The organism is Sulfuriferula nivalis (genome assembly GCF_009937995.1).
In the GTDB taxonomy this organism is placed as follows: domain Bacteria; phylum Pseudomonadota; class Gammaproteobacteria; order Burkholderiales; family Sulfuriferulaceae; genus Sulfuriferula; species Sulfuriferula nivalis.
Genome location: NZ_AP021881.1, coordinates 868,758 through 882,534, shown reverse-complemented (window position 1 = coordinate 882,534; position 13,777 = coordinate 868,758). Strand labels below are relative to the sequence as shown.

The window sequence follows — 13,777 nt, the reverse complement described above, 5'->3', positions numbered from 1 at the left end:
GCATGAATCCATCACGCCCGTTCATACTCCGCCCTATTGCCACCACTTTACTGATGCTGGCAATTTTGCTGGCGGGTCTGCTTGGCTATAAGCAACTGCCGCTTTCTGCACTGCCTGAAGTTGATTACCCTACTATTCAAGTCGTGACCTTGTATCCAGGTGCCAGCCCGGATGTGATGACATCGTCGATTACTGCGCCATTGGAGCGGCAATTCGGGCAAATGCCAGGGCTGAATCAGATGCTCTCCACCAGTTCGGGTGGGGCTTCGGTGATTACGTTGCAATTCAGTCTGGATCTGAGTCTGGATATCGCCGAACAGGAAGTGCAGGCGGCAATCAACGCTGCCAATAATTTATTACCGTCGGATCTGCCATCGCCACCGATATACAGCAAAGTAAATCCAGCCGACACACCGATACTGACCCTGGCAATTACTTCCAAAACCATACCCTTGCCACAAGTGCATGATCTGATCGATACCCGTCTGGCACAAAAACTCTCACAAGTCGCGGGAGTTGGTCTGGTCAGCATGTCTGGTGGGCAGCGCCCTGCTGTACGTGTGCAACTTAATCCACGTGCAGTTGCGGCACTGGGTTTGAATCTCGACGATATCCGCACCGCTATCGGCAATGCCAACGTCAATCAGGCCAAAGGTGGTTTCAATGGCGCAACGCAGGCCTCAACTATCGATGCCAACGACCAGCTCAAATCTGCGGATGAATATCGCAATCTGATTATCGCTTATAAAAATGGCGCACCTATCCGCATTGCAGATGTGGCCGACGTGGTGGATGATGCGGAAAATATCAGGCTGGCAGCATGGGCTAACAAAACCCCTGCGATTATTCTGAATATTCAACGCCAGCCTGGCGCCAATGTCATTAAAGTCGTCGATGAAATCAAAAAAATATTACCTGATTTGCAGGCGTCCTTACCCGGCGCTATCGAGGTCAAACTACTGACTGACCGCACCACCACCATTCGCGCCTCAGTCACCAATGTCGAACATGAGCTCATGCTGGCAGTGGTGCTGGTGGTGATGGTGATATTCCTTTTTTTGCGCAACGTACCCGCTACCTTCATCCCCAGTATAGCCGTACCTTTATCGCTGGTAGGCACATTCGGCATCATGTATTTAATAGGTTTTTCAATTAACAACCTGACCCTGATGGCACTGACCATCGCCACGGGTTTCGTCGTCGATGATGCGATTGTGATGATAGAAAACATCAGCCGCTACATTGAGCAAGGCATGAAACCACTGCAGGCAGCGTTAAAAGGCGCGGAACAAATCGGTTTCACCATTATTTCGCTGACGTTTTCGCTGATAGCTGTACTGATTCCACTACTGTTTATGAGTGATGTCGTCGGGCGCTTATTCCGTGAATTCGCCATCACCCTGGCAGTGGCGATTTTGTTATCCGCCTTTATTTCTCTCACGCTCACACCGATGATGTGTGCCAAGTTATTGCGCCATACACCGGAAGCAGAACAAAGCGCATTCTACCGCCGCAGCGGCGCGTGGTTTGACGCGGTCATTGCGCAGTATGGCAAGGCGCTGCAATGGGTACTCAACCGCCAAACGCTGACGCTGGCTGTTGCAACAGGTACGGTCGCCCTCACCGTCGTCCTCTATATTTTCACGCCTAAAGGTTTCTTCCCAACTCAGGATACAGGCGCTATTCAGGGCATTTCAGAAGCATCGCAATCCATTTCATTTGCAGCCATGTCCCAACGCCAGCAAGCGCTGGCCGATGCTGTATTACAAGATCCTGCTGTTGCCAGTCTGTCTTCCTTTATAGGCGTTGATGGCACCAATACCACCCTGAACAGCGGCCGTTTCCTCATCAATCTCAAGCCTCAGGATCAGCGCAGTGTCAGTGCCACAGAAGTCATCCGCCGCCTGCAACCCAAGCTCAACCAGAATGTGCCGGGCATTACACTGTTTATGCAGCCAGTGCAGGATTTAACACTGGAATCCAGTATCAGCCGCACTCAGTACCAATTTAGCGTACAAGATGTAAATGCGGCTGAACTCGCTACCTGGGTTCCCAAGCTGGTGACCAAGTTACAGCAATTACCGCAACTGGCGGATGTCGCCAGCAACCTGCAAAACCAAGGCTTGCAAGCTTATATCCAGATAGACCGCAATTCGGCTTCGCGTCTGGGTATCACCACAGCAGCCATCGACAATGCCTTATACAACGCTTTTGGCCAGCGGCTGATTTCAACGATTTATACTCAGTCCAGCCAGTATCGTGTGGTGATGGAAGTCAAACCTGAATTCAGTGCCGGATTACCCGCTCTCGACAGCATTTTCGTGGTCACGGCCAGCGGCGGACAGGTTCCACTTTCCAGTATCGCCAGCGTCAGTGAGCGCACCGCACCGCTGGTCGTCAATCATATTGGCCAATTTTCGGCAGCGACTATCTCATTTAATCTGGCTGCCAACACTTCGCTGGGCGCAGCGGTGAAAGCCATCGTTGCAGCGGAACAGGAAATCGGCATACCGATCAGCATCATGACTACTTTCCAGGGCGCGGCACTGGCTTTTCAGGCGTCATTGAGCAACACCCTGTGGCTGATACTCGCGGCTATTATCACCATGTATATCGTGCTCGGCGTGTTGTATGAGAGCTACATACACCCTGTTACCATACTCTCCACACTGCCATCTGCTGGCATAGGTGCTTTACTGGCGCTGATTATTTCGGGCAATGATCTGGGCATCATCGGCATCATCGGCATTATTTTGCTGATCGGTATCGTCAAGAAAAACGCCATCATGATGATAGACTTTGCGCTGGATGCTGAGCGGCATCAGGGCTTATCGCCACGGGATGCTATTTACCAGGCCTGCCTGCTGCGTTTCCGACCCATATTAATGACCACCATGGCAGCATTGCTGAGTGCACTGCCACTCATGCTGGGTGGCGGCATCGGTGCAGAACTGCGCCAGCCGCTGGGGATTACCATGGTCGGTGGACTGCTGGTTTCGCAAGTATTAACGCTGTTTACTACGCCTGTTATCTATCTGACTTTTGATCGCTGGTCACGCTATGTCAGGGCTAAATTCCCGCGTGCAGATGCGGAAACCGCCACGGCTCAGACCCATACCGAGCCTTAATTCGCGCATGAATATCTCGCGCCCTTTTATCGAACGCCCTATTGCCACCATACTGTTGACTATCGCAGTGGTGCTGGCAGGTCTGGTCGGATTCACACTGTTACCAATTGCGCCATTGCCGCAGGTAGATTTTCCGACCATAGAAGTTAATGCAAATATGCCAGGCGCCAGCCCGGAAACTATGGCATCGACCATCGCCACACCGCTGGAACGCTCGCTTGGCACCATAGCAGGCGTCACCGAAATGACATCACAAAGCTCATTAGGTCGCACGCAGGTTACCCTGCAATTCGATCTGAGCCGCGACATCAATGGTGCAGCACGCGACGTACAGGCTGCGATTAACGCAGCACGCACTTTGTTGCCCACAGGCATGCCCAGCAATCCCACCTATAAAAAAGAAAACCCAGCCAACGCCCCGGTGATTATTCTGGCACTCACCTCCGACACCATGAGCAAGGGGAAAATGTATGATATTGCCGATACCATACTGGCACAGAAACTGGCACAAATTACGGGCGTAGCCAGTGTTACCATAGGCGGCAGCTCACAACCTGCGGTACGTATAGAGCTTAACCCCACGGCGCTGAACAAATACGGCATAGGCAGTGCCGACGTGCGTACCGCGGTTGCTGCCACCAATGCCAATCGCCCCAAGGGTATATTGGAAGCGGGTGATAAAAACTGGCAAATTTACGCCAATGATCAGGCCAGTACCGCAGCTGATTACAGGCCCTTAATCATTTCCTATCGCAATGGGGCACCTGTACGGGTAGAGGACGTGGCAACGGTGACTGACTCGGTAAGCGATGTCCACAACACAGGATCATCCAACGGTAAGCCAGCAATCCTATTAGTTTTAAGACAGCAGGCAGGTGCCAATATTATCCAGATAGTCGATAAGGTACATGCGCTGATGCCGGAATTACAGGCATCCATACCCGCGTCCATTAATCTTGAAATTGTCATGGATCGTACCCCTACCATACGCGCTTCACTCATTAATACTGAGCATACGCTGGTAATCTCAATTGCGCTGGTCATCATGGTGGTATTCATGTTCCTGCGTAATGGGCGGACAGCGCTAATACCTGCTGTCGCCGTACCTGTGTCGCTGATCGGTACGTTTGGCATCATGTATTTATTTGGTTACAGCCTGGATAATTTGTCGTTAATGGCACTGACTATCGCCACTGGCTTTGTAGTTGACGATGCCATCGTAGTACTGGAAAACATTTCCCGTCATATCGAGGCAGGTATGAAACCTTATGATGCTGCGCTCAAAGGTGCACGCGAAGTCGGCTTTACCGTACTTGCTATGAGTTTGTCACTGATAGCGGTGTTTATTCCACTGCTGCTTATGGGCGGTATTGTCGGGCGTTTATTCCATGAATTTGCCATCACCCTTTCTGCGGCAATATTGGTTTCACTGGTGGTGTCGTTAACGACCACACCGATGATGTGCGCACGCTTATTGAGATATGAACCCGAACACAAGCAAGGGCGCTTTTTTAATGCAACTGAACGCATGTTCAACAGCGTGTTGCATGCCTATCAACGCTCACTGACATGGGCGCTCAAATTTGCTCCACTTATGATACTCATCTTGCTGGGCACGATAGCGCTCAACATACACTTATATAAAACCATTCCTAAAGGCTTCTTTCCGCAACAAGATACCGGGCGGCTCATGGGTGGCATACAGGTTGACCAGGCGACTTCTTTTACCGCCCTGCGCGACAAACTCAATACTTTTGTCAGCATCGTCAAATCCGACCCAGCGGTCGCGAATGTCATTGCATTCAGTGGGGGTGGCCGCGGTTCAGGCGGCACTATGTTTATCGTCCTCAAACCCTTAACAGAGCGTAAAGTCTCAGCTGACCAGGTCATTGCACGTCTGCGCCGCAAACTCAATCATATACCTGGCGCCAAGCTGTTTTTACAACCTATGGCTGATATACGTGTAGGTGGTCGCCCCAGTGATGCAGCTTATCAATACACTTTGCAATCTGATGACATCCAGCAATTGCGTACTTGGCAGCCCATCATCCAGAACGCGCTCAGCACCTTGCCTGAACTCACTGATGTCAACAGCGACCAGAATAACAAGGGCTTGCAAACCAGCCTGATCATTGATCGAGATACAGCAATGCGCATGGGTGTCACGCCGCAAACCATAGATGCCACCCTGAATGATTTATTTGCCCAGCGCCAAATTTCAACCATATACAGTGGTATGAATCAATATCACGTAGTCATGGAAGCTGCGCCTGCTTATACACAAAATTCCGACATTCTCAATCAAACCTATGTCAGCGCGACAACTCGCAGTACCAGCCTGTCGCCAACCAGTTCAGCATTAAGCACTGCACCGTCACTGACTGCCAACGGCAAGCTGAGTACGAATTCGACATTGGCTCAAACACTGTCTACCAGCGCAGAACCACAAGTCCCGCTGTCAGCATTTGCCCATTTCAGTTCGACTAACACGGCATTGTCGGTTAGCCATCAGGGGCTGTTTGTCGCCGCAACCATTTCCTTCAACTTGGCCCCTGGCATATCGCTATCTCAGGCAACCATCGCTATTAATAATGAAATGAGCAAATTAGGTGTCCCTACCGATGTACATGGCACGTTTGCAGGTACGGCCAACGCTTTCCAGTCTTCACTCGCTACTATGCCTGTGCTCATGTTAACGGCATTGCTCGCCATTTATATTGTGTTGGGCATACTGTATGAAAGCTATATCCACCCGATTACCATCCTGTCTACGTTACCCTCTGCAGGTGTAGGCGCTTTACTGGCTTTGATGCTGATGAAAATCGACTTCAGCCTGATGGCAATGATAGGTGTGATATTGCTTATCGGTATCGTCAAAAAGAACGCCATACTAATGATAGACTTTGCCATCTCCGCTGAACGCGATCAGGGTTTATCGCCACATGACGCGATTTTCGCCGCATGTAGTTTGCGCTTCCGCCCGATCATGATGACAACTATGGCGGCGATGCTGGGGGCGCTGCCGCTCGCATTCGGCACTGGCTATGGCGCAGAATTACGCACACCGCTGGGTATTTCCATCGTTGGCGGACTCATCATGAGCCAGTTGTTGACGCTGTACACCACCCCTGTTGTTTACCTTTATCTGGATCGTTTCAGTATCTGGTGGCGTACAAAATTCCACCGTGGCGAACCCGGCACACTTGCATTGGAAGCTATATGACTATCAAGCCCATCAGCCTGTTAATTCTTGTAACGTTATTAGGTGGCTGCGCCGTTGGCCCCGACTATGTACGCCCGACTATGGACATTCCTGCTGCTTACAAAGAGTCTAAAGACTGGAAAGTCGCCGAGCCACACGATAATGAGCTGGGGCAGCATTGGTGGGCTATCTATAACGACACGCTGCTGAACCAGCTTATTGATCAGATTGATATATCCAACCAGAATCTGGCACAGGCTGAAGCGCGATATCGTCAGGCCAGCGCACTGATACAGTCGGCACGTGCGGCTTATTTCCCTACCATAGGCGCAAATGCCTCCGCAACACGTAGCTCCAGCAATACCACTCCTGACATCAAGAACCTGTCGCTAAATGCCAGCTGGGAGCCTGATCTGTGGGGGCGTGTGCGGCGTACTGTAGAGTCCAACGAAGCCAGCGCACAGGCCAGCGCCGCCGATTTACGCGCAGCAAGGCTGAGTGCACAGGCTGCCCTTGCACAGGACTACTGGCAATTACGCATACTCGATGCACAAAAATATTCGTTAACTGATACCGTCGCAGCTTATCAACGCTCATTACAACTGACGCAAAATCAATATGCGGTAGGCATGGTAGCTAAGGCCGATTTAATCCAGGCGCAAACTCAATTACGTGCGGCTCAAGCGCAATTAATAGATTTAGGTGTGTTACGTGCGCAAACCGAACATGCCATAGCCCTGTTAATCGGACAACCCGCTTCAAGCTTCTCAATTGCGCCAGTAGCATATACAGCAACCGTACCTGCCATACCCACGACACTGCCATCCGCTTTACTGGAACGTAGGCCCGACATCAGCGCCGCCGAACGACGTATGGCAGCAGCCAACGCGCAAATCGGCATCGCCAAATCTGCATATTTTCCGACCCTGTCACTGAGCGCATCTGGAGGATACCAGAGCAGCAGTCTGGCGGATCTGATTACCGCCCCCAGTCGCATCTGGTCTATAGGCCCTGCGCTGGCACAGAGCATTTTTGATGGCGGCCTGCGTAAATCGCAAACGGCGCAAGCCATCGCCAGCTATGACGCCAGTGTGGCCGCATATAAACAAACCGTACTGACCAGCTTTCAGGAGGTAGAAGATAATTTGGCGACATTACGCATACTGGAAAATGAGGCGCAGGTTCAAGACCAGACTGTACAATCTGCAAAACTGGCGGTGACACTCGTACTTAATCAGTACAAGGCGGGGATGGTCAATTACAACAACGTAATCACGGTGCAAACAACACTACTCAGCGCCGAAAATTCAGCACTCAGCATAGCCAATCGGCGCATGGCCGCCAGCGTCAAACTGGCTGCCGCGCTGGGTGGCGACTGGCAATAAAAGCTCGTTTACACCGCAACCAGCTGGTTACGTCCTGAATTTTTAGCCGTATACAAATTGGTATCAGCCAGTTTCAGCATGGCATTGAGACCTGACTGTGACTGCTGAGTTAACCCTATGCTAATAGTGTAAGCGATCTGCATATTGTTAAAATCAACGATAGCGCTGGCAACGTGGAGTCGCAACGCTTCAAAACGTGCTTCCACATTAGTGGTCTCGTCTATCAGCACCGCAAACTCTTCACCACCAATACGGGCAACCAGGTTCGCGCCGAAGTGTTCCACCAGAATAGCCGCAAAATGTTTCAGCGTAATATCACCGGCATCATGCCCATAGGCATCATTAATCTTTTTGAAGAAATCTATATCGATAACAGCTACAGCAAGTGGATTGGCATGCTTGATGTTCTGATTAAACAGAACCGCACCCTGCTCAAAAAAGGCACGGCGATTTAATAAGCCAGTCAAATAATCATGAAAGGCGATATAACGCACCGCTTCTATACCCTCCTGCATTTCCAGATTCTGCCGAACCCGACACGCCAGTTCTTCATAACTGAAAGGCTTGGCGATAAAATCATTCGCGCCCATCTTCAGGAACTGCGCTGATAACTGTTTATTTTCGCTGCCCGAAATGCCTATTACCGCAAGTTGTACTTTACTCAACTTACGCCTGACCGTAGATAAAAAGGTAAAGCCATCCATGACTGGCATTTCATGATCAACCAGTACCAGTTTAATATCCGGCTGCTGCCATAATTTGGTAATACCCTCACGCCCATTTTCAGCTGTTACCACCTGAATAAACTGTATTCTGAGCATTTCCTGCAACATTGCTCGCACAGAAGCGGAGTCATCAATCACCAGCACCTTGGTTAAGGTGTTTTTATGCAAACGCCCGACTAGCTCAACGATATATTCATAGGCATTAATTGTGTCTTTCAACACATAGTCAATTGCACCACGGCTCATAATGTCGTTGCGCATCTGCTCATTAAACATACCCGTAAGGGCGATAAATGGCAGTTTAGCAGCCGTCAATACATCAATAATCTCACCATGAGGCGCATCTGGCAGGTTCAAATCACTCACTGCCAGAAAAAAAACTCCAGGCTTTTTCCGAATAATATCCTGAGCCTGTTGTTTGGTAGTCGCTATCGTAACCGCAAAATCCCAACGCTCATACAACATCGCTGCCGTCATATGTGCCAGAGAATGTTGATCTTCTATCAGCAAAATTTCTGGGGCAATATGATCCGACACTATCGTATTCAGATGAGTATTGTTCGATTTGGACATTCTCGTTCCCTAATTATTATTTTTTAAATCAACCTGCCACTGTACCACAGCACCAGCCAATTTCATGCAGGCAATTTTAGTCTATCCGAAGCTCAACAACAGAATGAGTTGACTTTAACTCACGGCTGTGGTTAAATTACGGCCTCGTTGCACGGTAACAATACAGCAACGACCCAAGCATTAAACCGCATGGGTGCTTAGCTCAGTTGGTAGAGCACCGCCCTTACAAGGCGATTGTCGGGGGTTCGAACCCCTCAGCACCCACCAGCCTTTCCCCGTCACTCCTCTAGCTGATTATATTTAAGCGCATTTCCCTTGGCCAAGGCTATAGTATATTTCTCTGCGTTTAACGCTATTTTTTCGTAAGCAGCCTGTTCCAGATCCACACCCAGCTTATCCGCCAGTCGTAACAAATACAGCAATACATCCGCCATTTCATATTTAACGGCAGTCAACTGCTGAGTGGTTAATGCGCATGATTGTTCTGCACTCAGCCACTGAAACTCAGCCAGTAACTCGCCTGCTTCGCCAGCCAGTGCCATTGCCAGATTTTTCGGTGTATGGAATTCATTCCACTCGCGTTCGTTGGCAAACTCAGTTAATTTTTGCTGCAATGCGATGATATCCATTAACGTTTTACGCTCTGTGTATCCATAATTTCGATCTGATTGCCATCGGGATCAGGCACATAGATTGAACGGGTTTTATCCCTGTGGGTGGTCAACGCGCCAAATTGCTCGGCATGTTCATGCAACACGCCCAAATGCGGCGGATGCTGCCCTGGCGTCACCAGCGCCAGACTGACATTGGCAAATTTAAGCAGCGCCCAGGTTGCATCCTGATAGGCGACTACACATCGAAAATGCTGCTGATACCAGATCACACTGGCAGCGACATCAGTTACAGGAATTGCTGCATGATGGATTACATCCAACTCATCAGATTTAGTCATGTTCGATCTCCACTAAAGGTTCTATACTAGGCAGGGTCATGAACGCCTGTTCTTGCAGGGTTGCCACAAAATCCTTATGAAATGCGCGCTGTGCATCATCGCTACGCGCAGCGGTATATAAACCGCTCCATAAACCTTGTTTGGTAATCGGGCGCGCCACCACATAACCGCGTTCCAGATAAGATTGTACCGCCCAGGCCGGCAAAGCCGCCAATCCTTTCCGACTGGCAACCAGCTGCACAATGGCAATAGTTAATTCCGCAAATCGCCGTTCAGGGTTGACCCCCGAAGGCTTGAGCACGCGCCGCACCAGATCCAGCAATCGGTCGGGGGCGGGATAGGTAATCAAGGTATCCTGGCTGAAATCCTTGGCGCTCAAATAAGACTTATCCGCCAATGGATGCCCTGCCGCCATTAGTGCCTGCATTTCGTATCTGAACAACGGATTAAACACCACATCCTTCTGGTTCTGCATTTCAGACAATATCACCAAGTCAGCTTTGTCCTCCGCCAGCAGGGCAAGCGGATCGGTATGAAAACCACCGACCAGATCCATCTCCACCTCAGGCCAGTGCACACGATATGCGTCCATGGCTGGCATCAGCCAGTCGTAGCAGGTGTGACATTCGACCGCGATGCGCAATTTTGCAGGTTGATTATCTTCAGCCAACCTTGCCAGATCACGCTTGGCGGTCTCTATACGCGGCAATATTTCCTGTGCCAGACCGAGCAGATATTCACCTGCAGGCGTGAGTCGTAACGGTCGCGCTCGGACAAACAGCGTCAGGCCGTAATGTGCCTCCAGCGCTACCAGTTGATGAGAAAGGGCAGACTGAGTGAGAAACAGACGCGTTGCCGCCCGCGTCAGACTACCCGCTTCATTCAGCACCTCGATTAAACGTAAATGTTTGAGCGCAAGCATATATGAAAAAAATTCATCAATTTGTCAAAATTAAGTCGTTTGTATCATAAAGCATGTCGGCGCAAAATGCACGTCATCTTCATTAAACGAGTAATAACATGACCACCATTCACACTTTAGGCTTCCCCCGCATAGGTAAACATCGCGAACTGAAATTTGCACTAGAACAGTTCTGGCGCGGCGAAATAGACAATGCAGCCCTCGAAGCTACAGCTAGCGAATTACGCGCCCGCCATTGGCAATTGCAACGCGATGCTGGGCTAGATTTTGTCGCGGTGGGCGATTTTGCTTATTACGATCAAGTGCTCAACCACATACAACTACTAGGTTGCGAGCCTGGCCGCTTCGGCTTCACAGGCGCAGAATCCGAGCTAGACCGCCATTTCACCCTCGCCCGTGGCGTTGCCAACGAAGTCCCTGACAGTTGCTGCGGCGCACGACCACACGATAACTACGGCACTTGGGCACTGGAAATGACCAAATGGTTTGACACCAATTACCATTACCTCGTACCTGAACTTAACGCCGACACGCAATTCAGGCTCAATTCCACGCGTTTATTCGATGAAGTACGCGAAGCACTTGCCTTGGGACACACGCCTAAAGTCAGCTTAATCGGCCCGATTACTTTCCTGTATTTAGGTAAAGAAAAATCCGCCGACTTCGACCGCCTCAGCCTGTTGCCACAATTGCGTGTGGTCTATGGCGAAATCCTCAGCCAACTCAAACAGCTAGGGGTGGAATGGGTACAAATCGACGAGCCTATCTTGTGTCTGGACTTGCCCGCAGCATGGAAAGCCGCGTTTGAACCTACTTACAACATCCTCAACAGTGCCAATATCAAGCTACTATTAGCGACGTATTTTGGCACATTGGATGATAATTTAGTGCTGGCTTGCAACCTGCCTGTCGCAGGCTTGCACATCGACGCAGTGCGTGCGCCACAACAAATCACCAGCGTTATCGACCGCTTGCCGCATTACAAAGTGTTATCCCTAGGCTTGATAGACGGACGCAATATCTGGCGCGCCGATCTGGATGCAGTATTGGCAACCGCACACGCCGCACAAGGAAAACTCGGCGACCGTTTATGGATAGCCCCATCGTGCTCATTGCAACACGTCCCCGTGGATTTAGCACTGGAAACTGCCTTTGACGACGAATTGCGTAGCTGGCTGGCTTACGCCACGCAAAAACTCGATGAACTCGGCGCAATTAAAACCGCACTCGACACAGGCGTAGCCGCCGCTGAAACCGCATTCAGCGCATCCCGCACTGCCGCCGCCTCGCGCCGCACCAGTCCGCGCATCCACAATCCCGCTGTCAACGCACGTTTAGCCAGCTTACCCGCTGATGCCGACCAGCGTCATGCGCCGTTCCAAGCCCGCCAAGCCGCGCAACGCAGCCGTTTTAATTTGCCCGCTTACCCGACCACCACCATAGGATCGTTCCCACAAACCAAGGAAATCCGCGCCGCACGTGCGCGCTATAAACGTGGCGAACTCAGCGCGGCAGACTACACGCTGGCGATGCAACAAGAAATCAAATACGCCGTTGAACAACAAATCAGCCTGGGACTGGATGTGCTGGTGCACGGCGAAGCCGAGCGCAACGACATGGTTGAATACTTCGGTGAACAGCTCGACGGCTTCGCATTCAGTCAGAACGGCTGGGTGCAAAGCTACGGCTCGCGTTGCGTCAAGCCGCCGATTATTTACGGCGACGTATCACGCCCTCTAGCCATGACAGTGGCATGGACACAATACGCGCAAAGCCTCACCAGTTTGCCGATGAAAGGCATGTTGACTGGCCCTATCACCATATTGCAATGGTCATTCGTGCGCGACGACCAGCCTCGCAGTGATACCGCGTTACAAATCGCACTGGCTATCCGCGATGAAGTAGTGGATCTGGAACACGCCGATATAGGCATCATCCAAATAGATGAGCCAGCCATCCGCGAAGGCTTGCCGCTACGGCGTGGTGACTGGGATGCCTATCTGGACTGGGCAGGTCGCGCCTTCCGCATTAGTGCCTCCGGCGTTGATAACAGCACACAAATCCACACGCATATGTGCTATTCAGAATTCAACGACATTTTTCCCGCCATCGCCGCACTCGATGCCGACGTGATTACCATAGAAACCTCGCGCTCGGATATGGAACTACTGCGCGGCTTCGGCGATTTTAATTATCCTAATGAAATCGGCCCGGGCGTGTATGACATCCACAGCCCACGCGTGCCATCAGTCGATGAAATGGTGCGCCTATTGAAAAAAGCCGCTGAAGTCATCCCCGCCGAGCACCTGTGGGTCAACCCAGATTGCGGGCTAAAAACCCGAGGCTGGGCAGAAACCAGCACTGCATTACAAAACATGGTGCTTGCCGCAAAATCCATGCGCTAGGCAACAAAAAAGCCCCAAGTCGTCATCCTTGGGGCTTTTTTGTTAAGACTGAGTAAATTACATACCCATACGGCTACGCATCATACCGCCACCGCCGCTACCCATACGCGATTGCATTTTGGATTTCATTTCACCCATTTTACTTTGCATATTGGATTGCATGGTTTGCTTTTGCGCTTGTTGTTGTTCTGGCGTCATGCTGTTCCAGTTTTCCTGTTTTTGTTGTGCTGTTGCCTGACCTTGCTGTTTAGCTGCATTGATTGCAGCTTGCTGTTGTTCAGGGGTCAAACTCTGGAATGTTTGTGCACGTGCCTGCGCACTGTCCATACTGGGAGTTGTATCATCAGCAAAGCTCACTGAAGCGCTCATTGCTGCCAAGACTAATAAGACTAAACTGGATTTTTTCATTGCTGACTCCTAAATACTGAATAAAGTTAATAAGTTGTCGGGCTGACGTGCATATTATGCCGATCAAATACATACAG

Annotated in this window: 9 protein-coding genes and 1 tRNA gene; 5 read left to right on the top strand and 5 right to left on the bottom strand. The window is 50.7% G+C overall.

All coding sequences use genetic code 11. From position 1 onward, the window contains the following. Positions 1-2: 2 nt before the first annotated feature. From SFSGTM_RS04660 to SFSGTM_RS04650, 3 genes are read left to right on the top strand one after another with little or no spacing between them, the layout of a single operon-like run. Positions 3-3,128, top strand: a complete 3,126-nt coding sequence (locus SFSGTM_RS04660) for an MdtB/MuxB family multidrug efflux RND transporter permease subunit (protein ID WP_162084158.1) — start codon at positions 3-5, stop codon at positions 3,126-3,128. A 7-nt stretch (positions 3,129-3,135) separates the two neighbouring features. Then, a complete protein-coding gene (locus SFSGTM_RS04655) occupies positions 3,136-6,351 on the top strand; it encodes an efflux RND transporter permease subunit (protein WP_162084157.1) in 3,216 nt (1,071 codons plus the stop codon). Beyond that, the gene (locus SFSGTM_RS04650; RefSeq protein WP_162084156.1) at positions 6,348-7,715 is read left to right on the top strand and encodes an efflux transporter outer membrane subunit; all 1,368 of its coding nucleotides are present in this window, start codon (positions 6,348-6,350) and stop codon (positions 7,713-7,715) included. Before SFSGTM_RS04655 ends, SFSGTM_RS04650 begins: the two co-directional genes overlap by 4 nt. Before the next feature lie 8 nt (positions 7,716-7,723). Here SFSGTM_RS04650 and SFSGTM_RS04645 read toward each other — a convergent pair whose 3' ends face one another. Further along, positions 7,724-9,013: a GGDEF domain-containing response regulator gene (locus tag SFSGTM_RS04645; protein ID WP_162084155.1), complete on the bottom strand. Its 1,290-nt coding sequence runs from the start codon at positions 9,011-9,013 to the stop codon at positions 7,724-7,726. 191 nt (positions 9,014-9,204) lie between these two features. Between SFSGTM_RS04645 and SFSGTM_RS04640 the strand changes: the two genes are divergently transcribed. Then, positions 9,205-9,280, top strand: a tRNA-Val gene (locus SFSGTM_RS04640). 11 nt (positions 9,281-9,291) lie between these two features. On the opposite strand, the gene SFSGTM_RS04635 is transcribed toward SFSGTM_RS04640, so the two are convergent. The 3 genes from SFSGTM_RS04635 to SFSGTM_RS04625 are packed head-to-tail and all read right to left on the bottom strand — an operon-like array spanning position 9,292 to position 10,887. Further along, a complete protein-coding gene (locus SFSGTM_RS04635) occupies positions 9,292-9,642 on the bottom strand; it encodes a nucleotide pyrophosphohydrolase (RefSeq protein ID WP_162084154.1) in 351 nt (116 codons plus the stop codon). Further along, positions 9,642-9,965: a VOC family protein gene (locus SFSGTM_RS04630; protein ID WP_162084153.1), complete on the bottom strand. Its 324-nt coding sequence runs from the start codon at positions 9,963-9,965 to the stop codon at positions 9,642-9,644. Before SFSGTM_RS04630 ends, SFSGTM_RS04635 begins: the two co-directional genes overlap by 1 nt. After that, positions 9,958-10,887: a LysR family transcriptional regulator gene (locus SFSGTM_RS04625; protein WP_162084152.1), complete on the bottom strand. Its 930-nt coding sequence runs from the start codon at positions 10,885-10,887 to the stop codon at positions 9,958-9,960. Before SFSGTM_RS04625 ends, SFSGTM_RS04630 begins: the two co-directional genes overlap by 8 nt. 98 nt (positions 10,888-10,985) lie before the next feature. Here SFSGTM_RS04625 and metE point away from each other — a divergent pair, with 98 nt between their 5' ends. Beyond that, complete coding sequence (gene metE, locus SFSGTM_RS04620) at positions 10,986-13,292, top strand: 5-methyltetrahydropteroyltriglutamate--homocysteine S-methyltransferase (RefSeq protein WP_162084151.1); 2,307 nt, start codon at positions 10,986-10,988, stop codon at positions 13,290-13,292. Between the two features lie 57 nt (positions 13,293-13,349). On the opposite strand, the gene SFSGTM_RS04615 is transcribed toward metE, so the two are convergent. Beyond that, positions 13,350-13,700: a hypothetical protein gene (locus SFSGTM_RS04615; RefSeq protein ID WP_162084150.1), complete on the bottom strand. Its 351-nt coding sequence runs from the start codon at positions 13,698-13,700 to the stop codon at positions 13,350-13,352. Positions 13,701-13,777: the final 77 nt, after the last annotated feature.

Excerpts from the sequence above, each read along its gene's own strand:
- SFSGTM_RS04650 (WP_162084156.1), top strand. The coding sequence starts at position 6,348 with ATGACTATCAAGCCCATCAGCCTGTTAATTCTTGTAACGTTATTAGGT.
- SFSGTM_RS04615 (WP_162084150.1), bottom strand. The coding sequence starts at position 13,700 with ATGAAAAAATCCAGTTTAGTCTTATTAGTCTTGGCAGCAATGAGCGCT.
- SFSGTM_RS04655 (WP_162084157.1), top strand. The coding sequence starts at position 3,136 with ATGAATATCTCGCGCCCTTTTATCGAACGCCCTATTGCCACCATACTG.
- metE (WP_162084151.1), top strand. The coding sequence starts at position 10,986 with ATGACCACCATTCACACTTTAGGCTTCCCCCGCATAGGTAAACATCGC.
- SFSGTM_RS04635 (WP_162084154.1), bottom strand. The coding sequence starts at position 9,642 with ATGGATATCATCGCATTGCAGCAAAAATTAACTGAGTTTGCCAACGAA.
- SFSGTM_RS04630 (WP_162084153.1), bottom strand. The coding sequence starts at position 9,965 with ATGACTAAATCTGATGAGTTGGATGTAATCCATCATGCAGCAATTCCT.
- SFSGTM_RS04645 (WP_162084155.1), bottom strand. The coding sequence starts at position 9,013 with ATGTCCAAATCGAACAATACTCATCTGAATACGATAGTGTCGGATCAT.
- SFSGTM_RS04660 (WP_162084158.1), top strand. The coding sequence starts at position 3 with ATGAATCCATCACGCCCGTTCATACTCCGCCCTATTGCCACCACTTTA.
- SFSGTM_RS04625 (WP_162084152.1), bottom strand. The coding sequence starts at position 10,887 with ATGCTTGCGCTCAAACATTTACGTTTAATCGAGGTGCTGAATGAAGCG.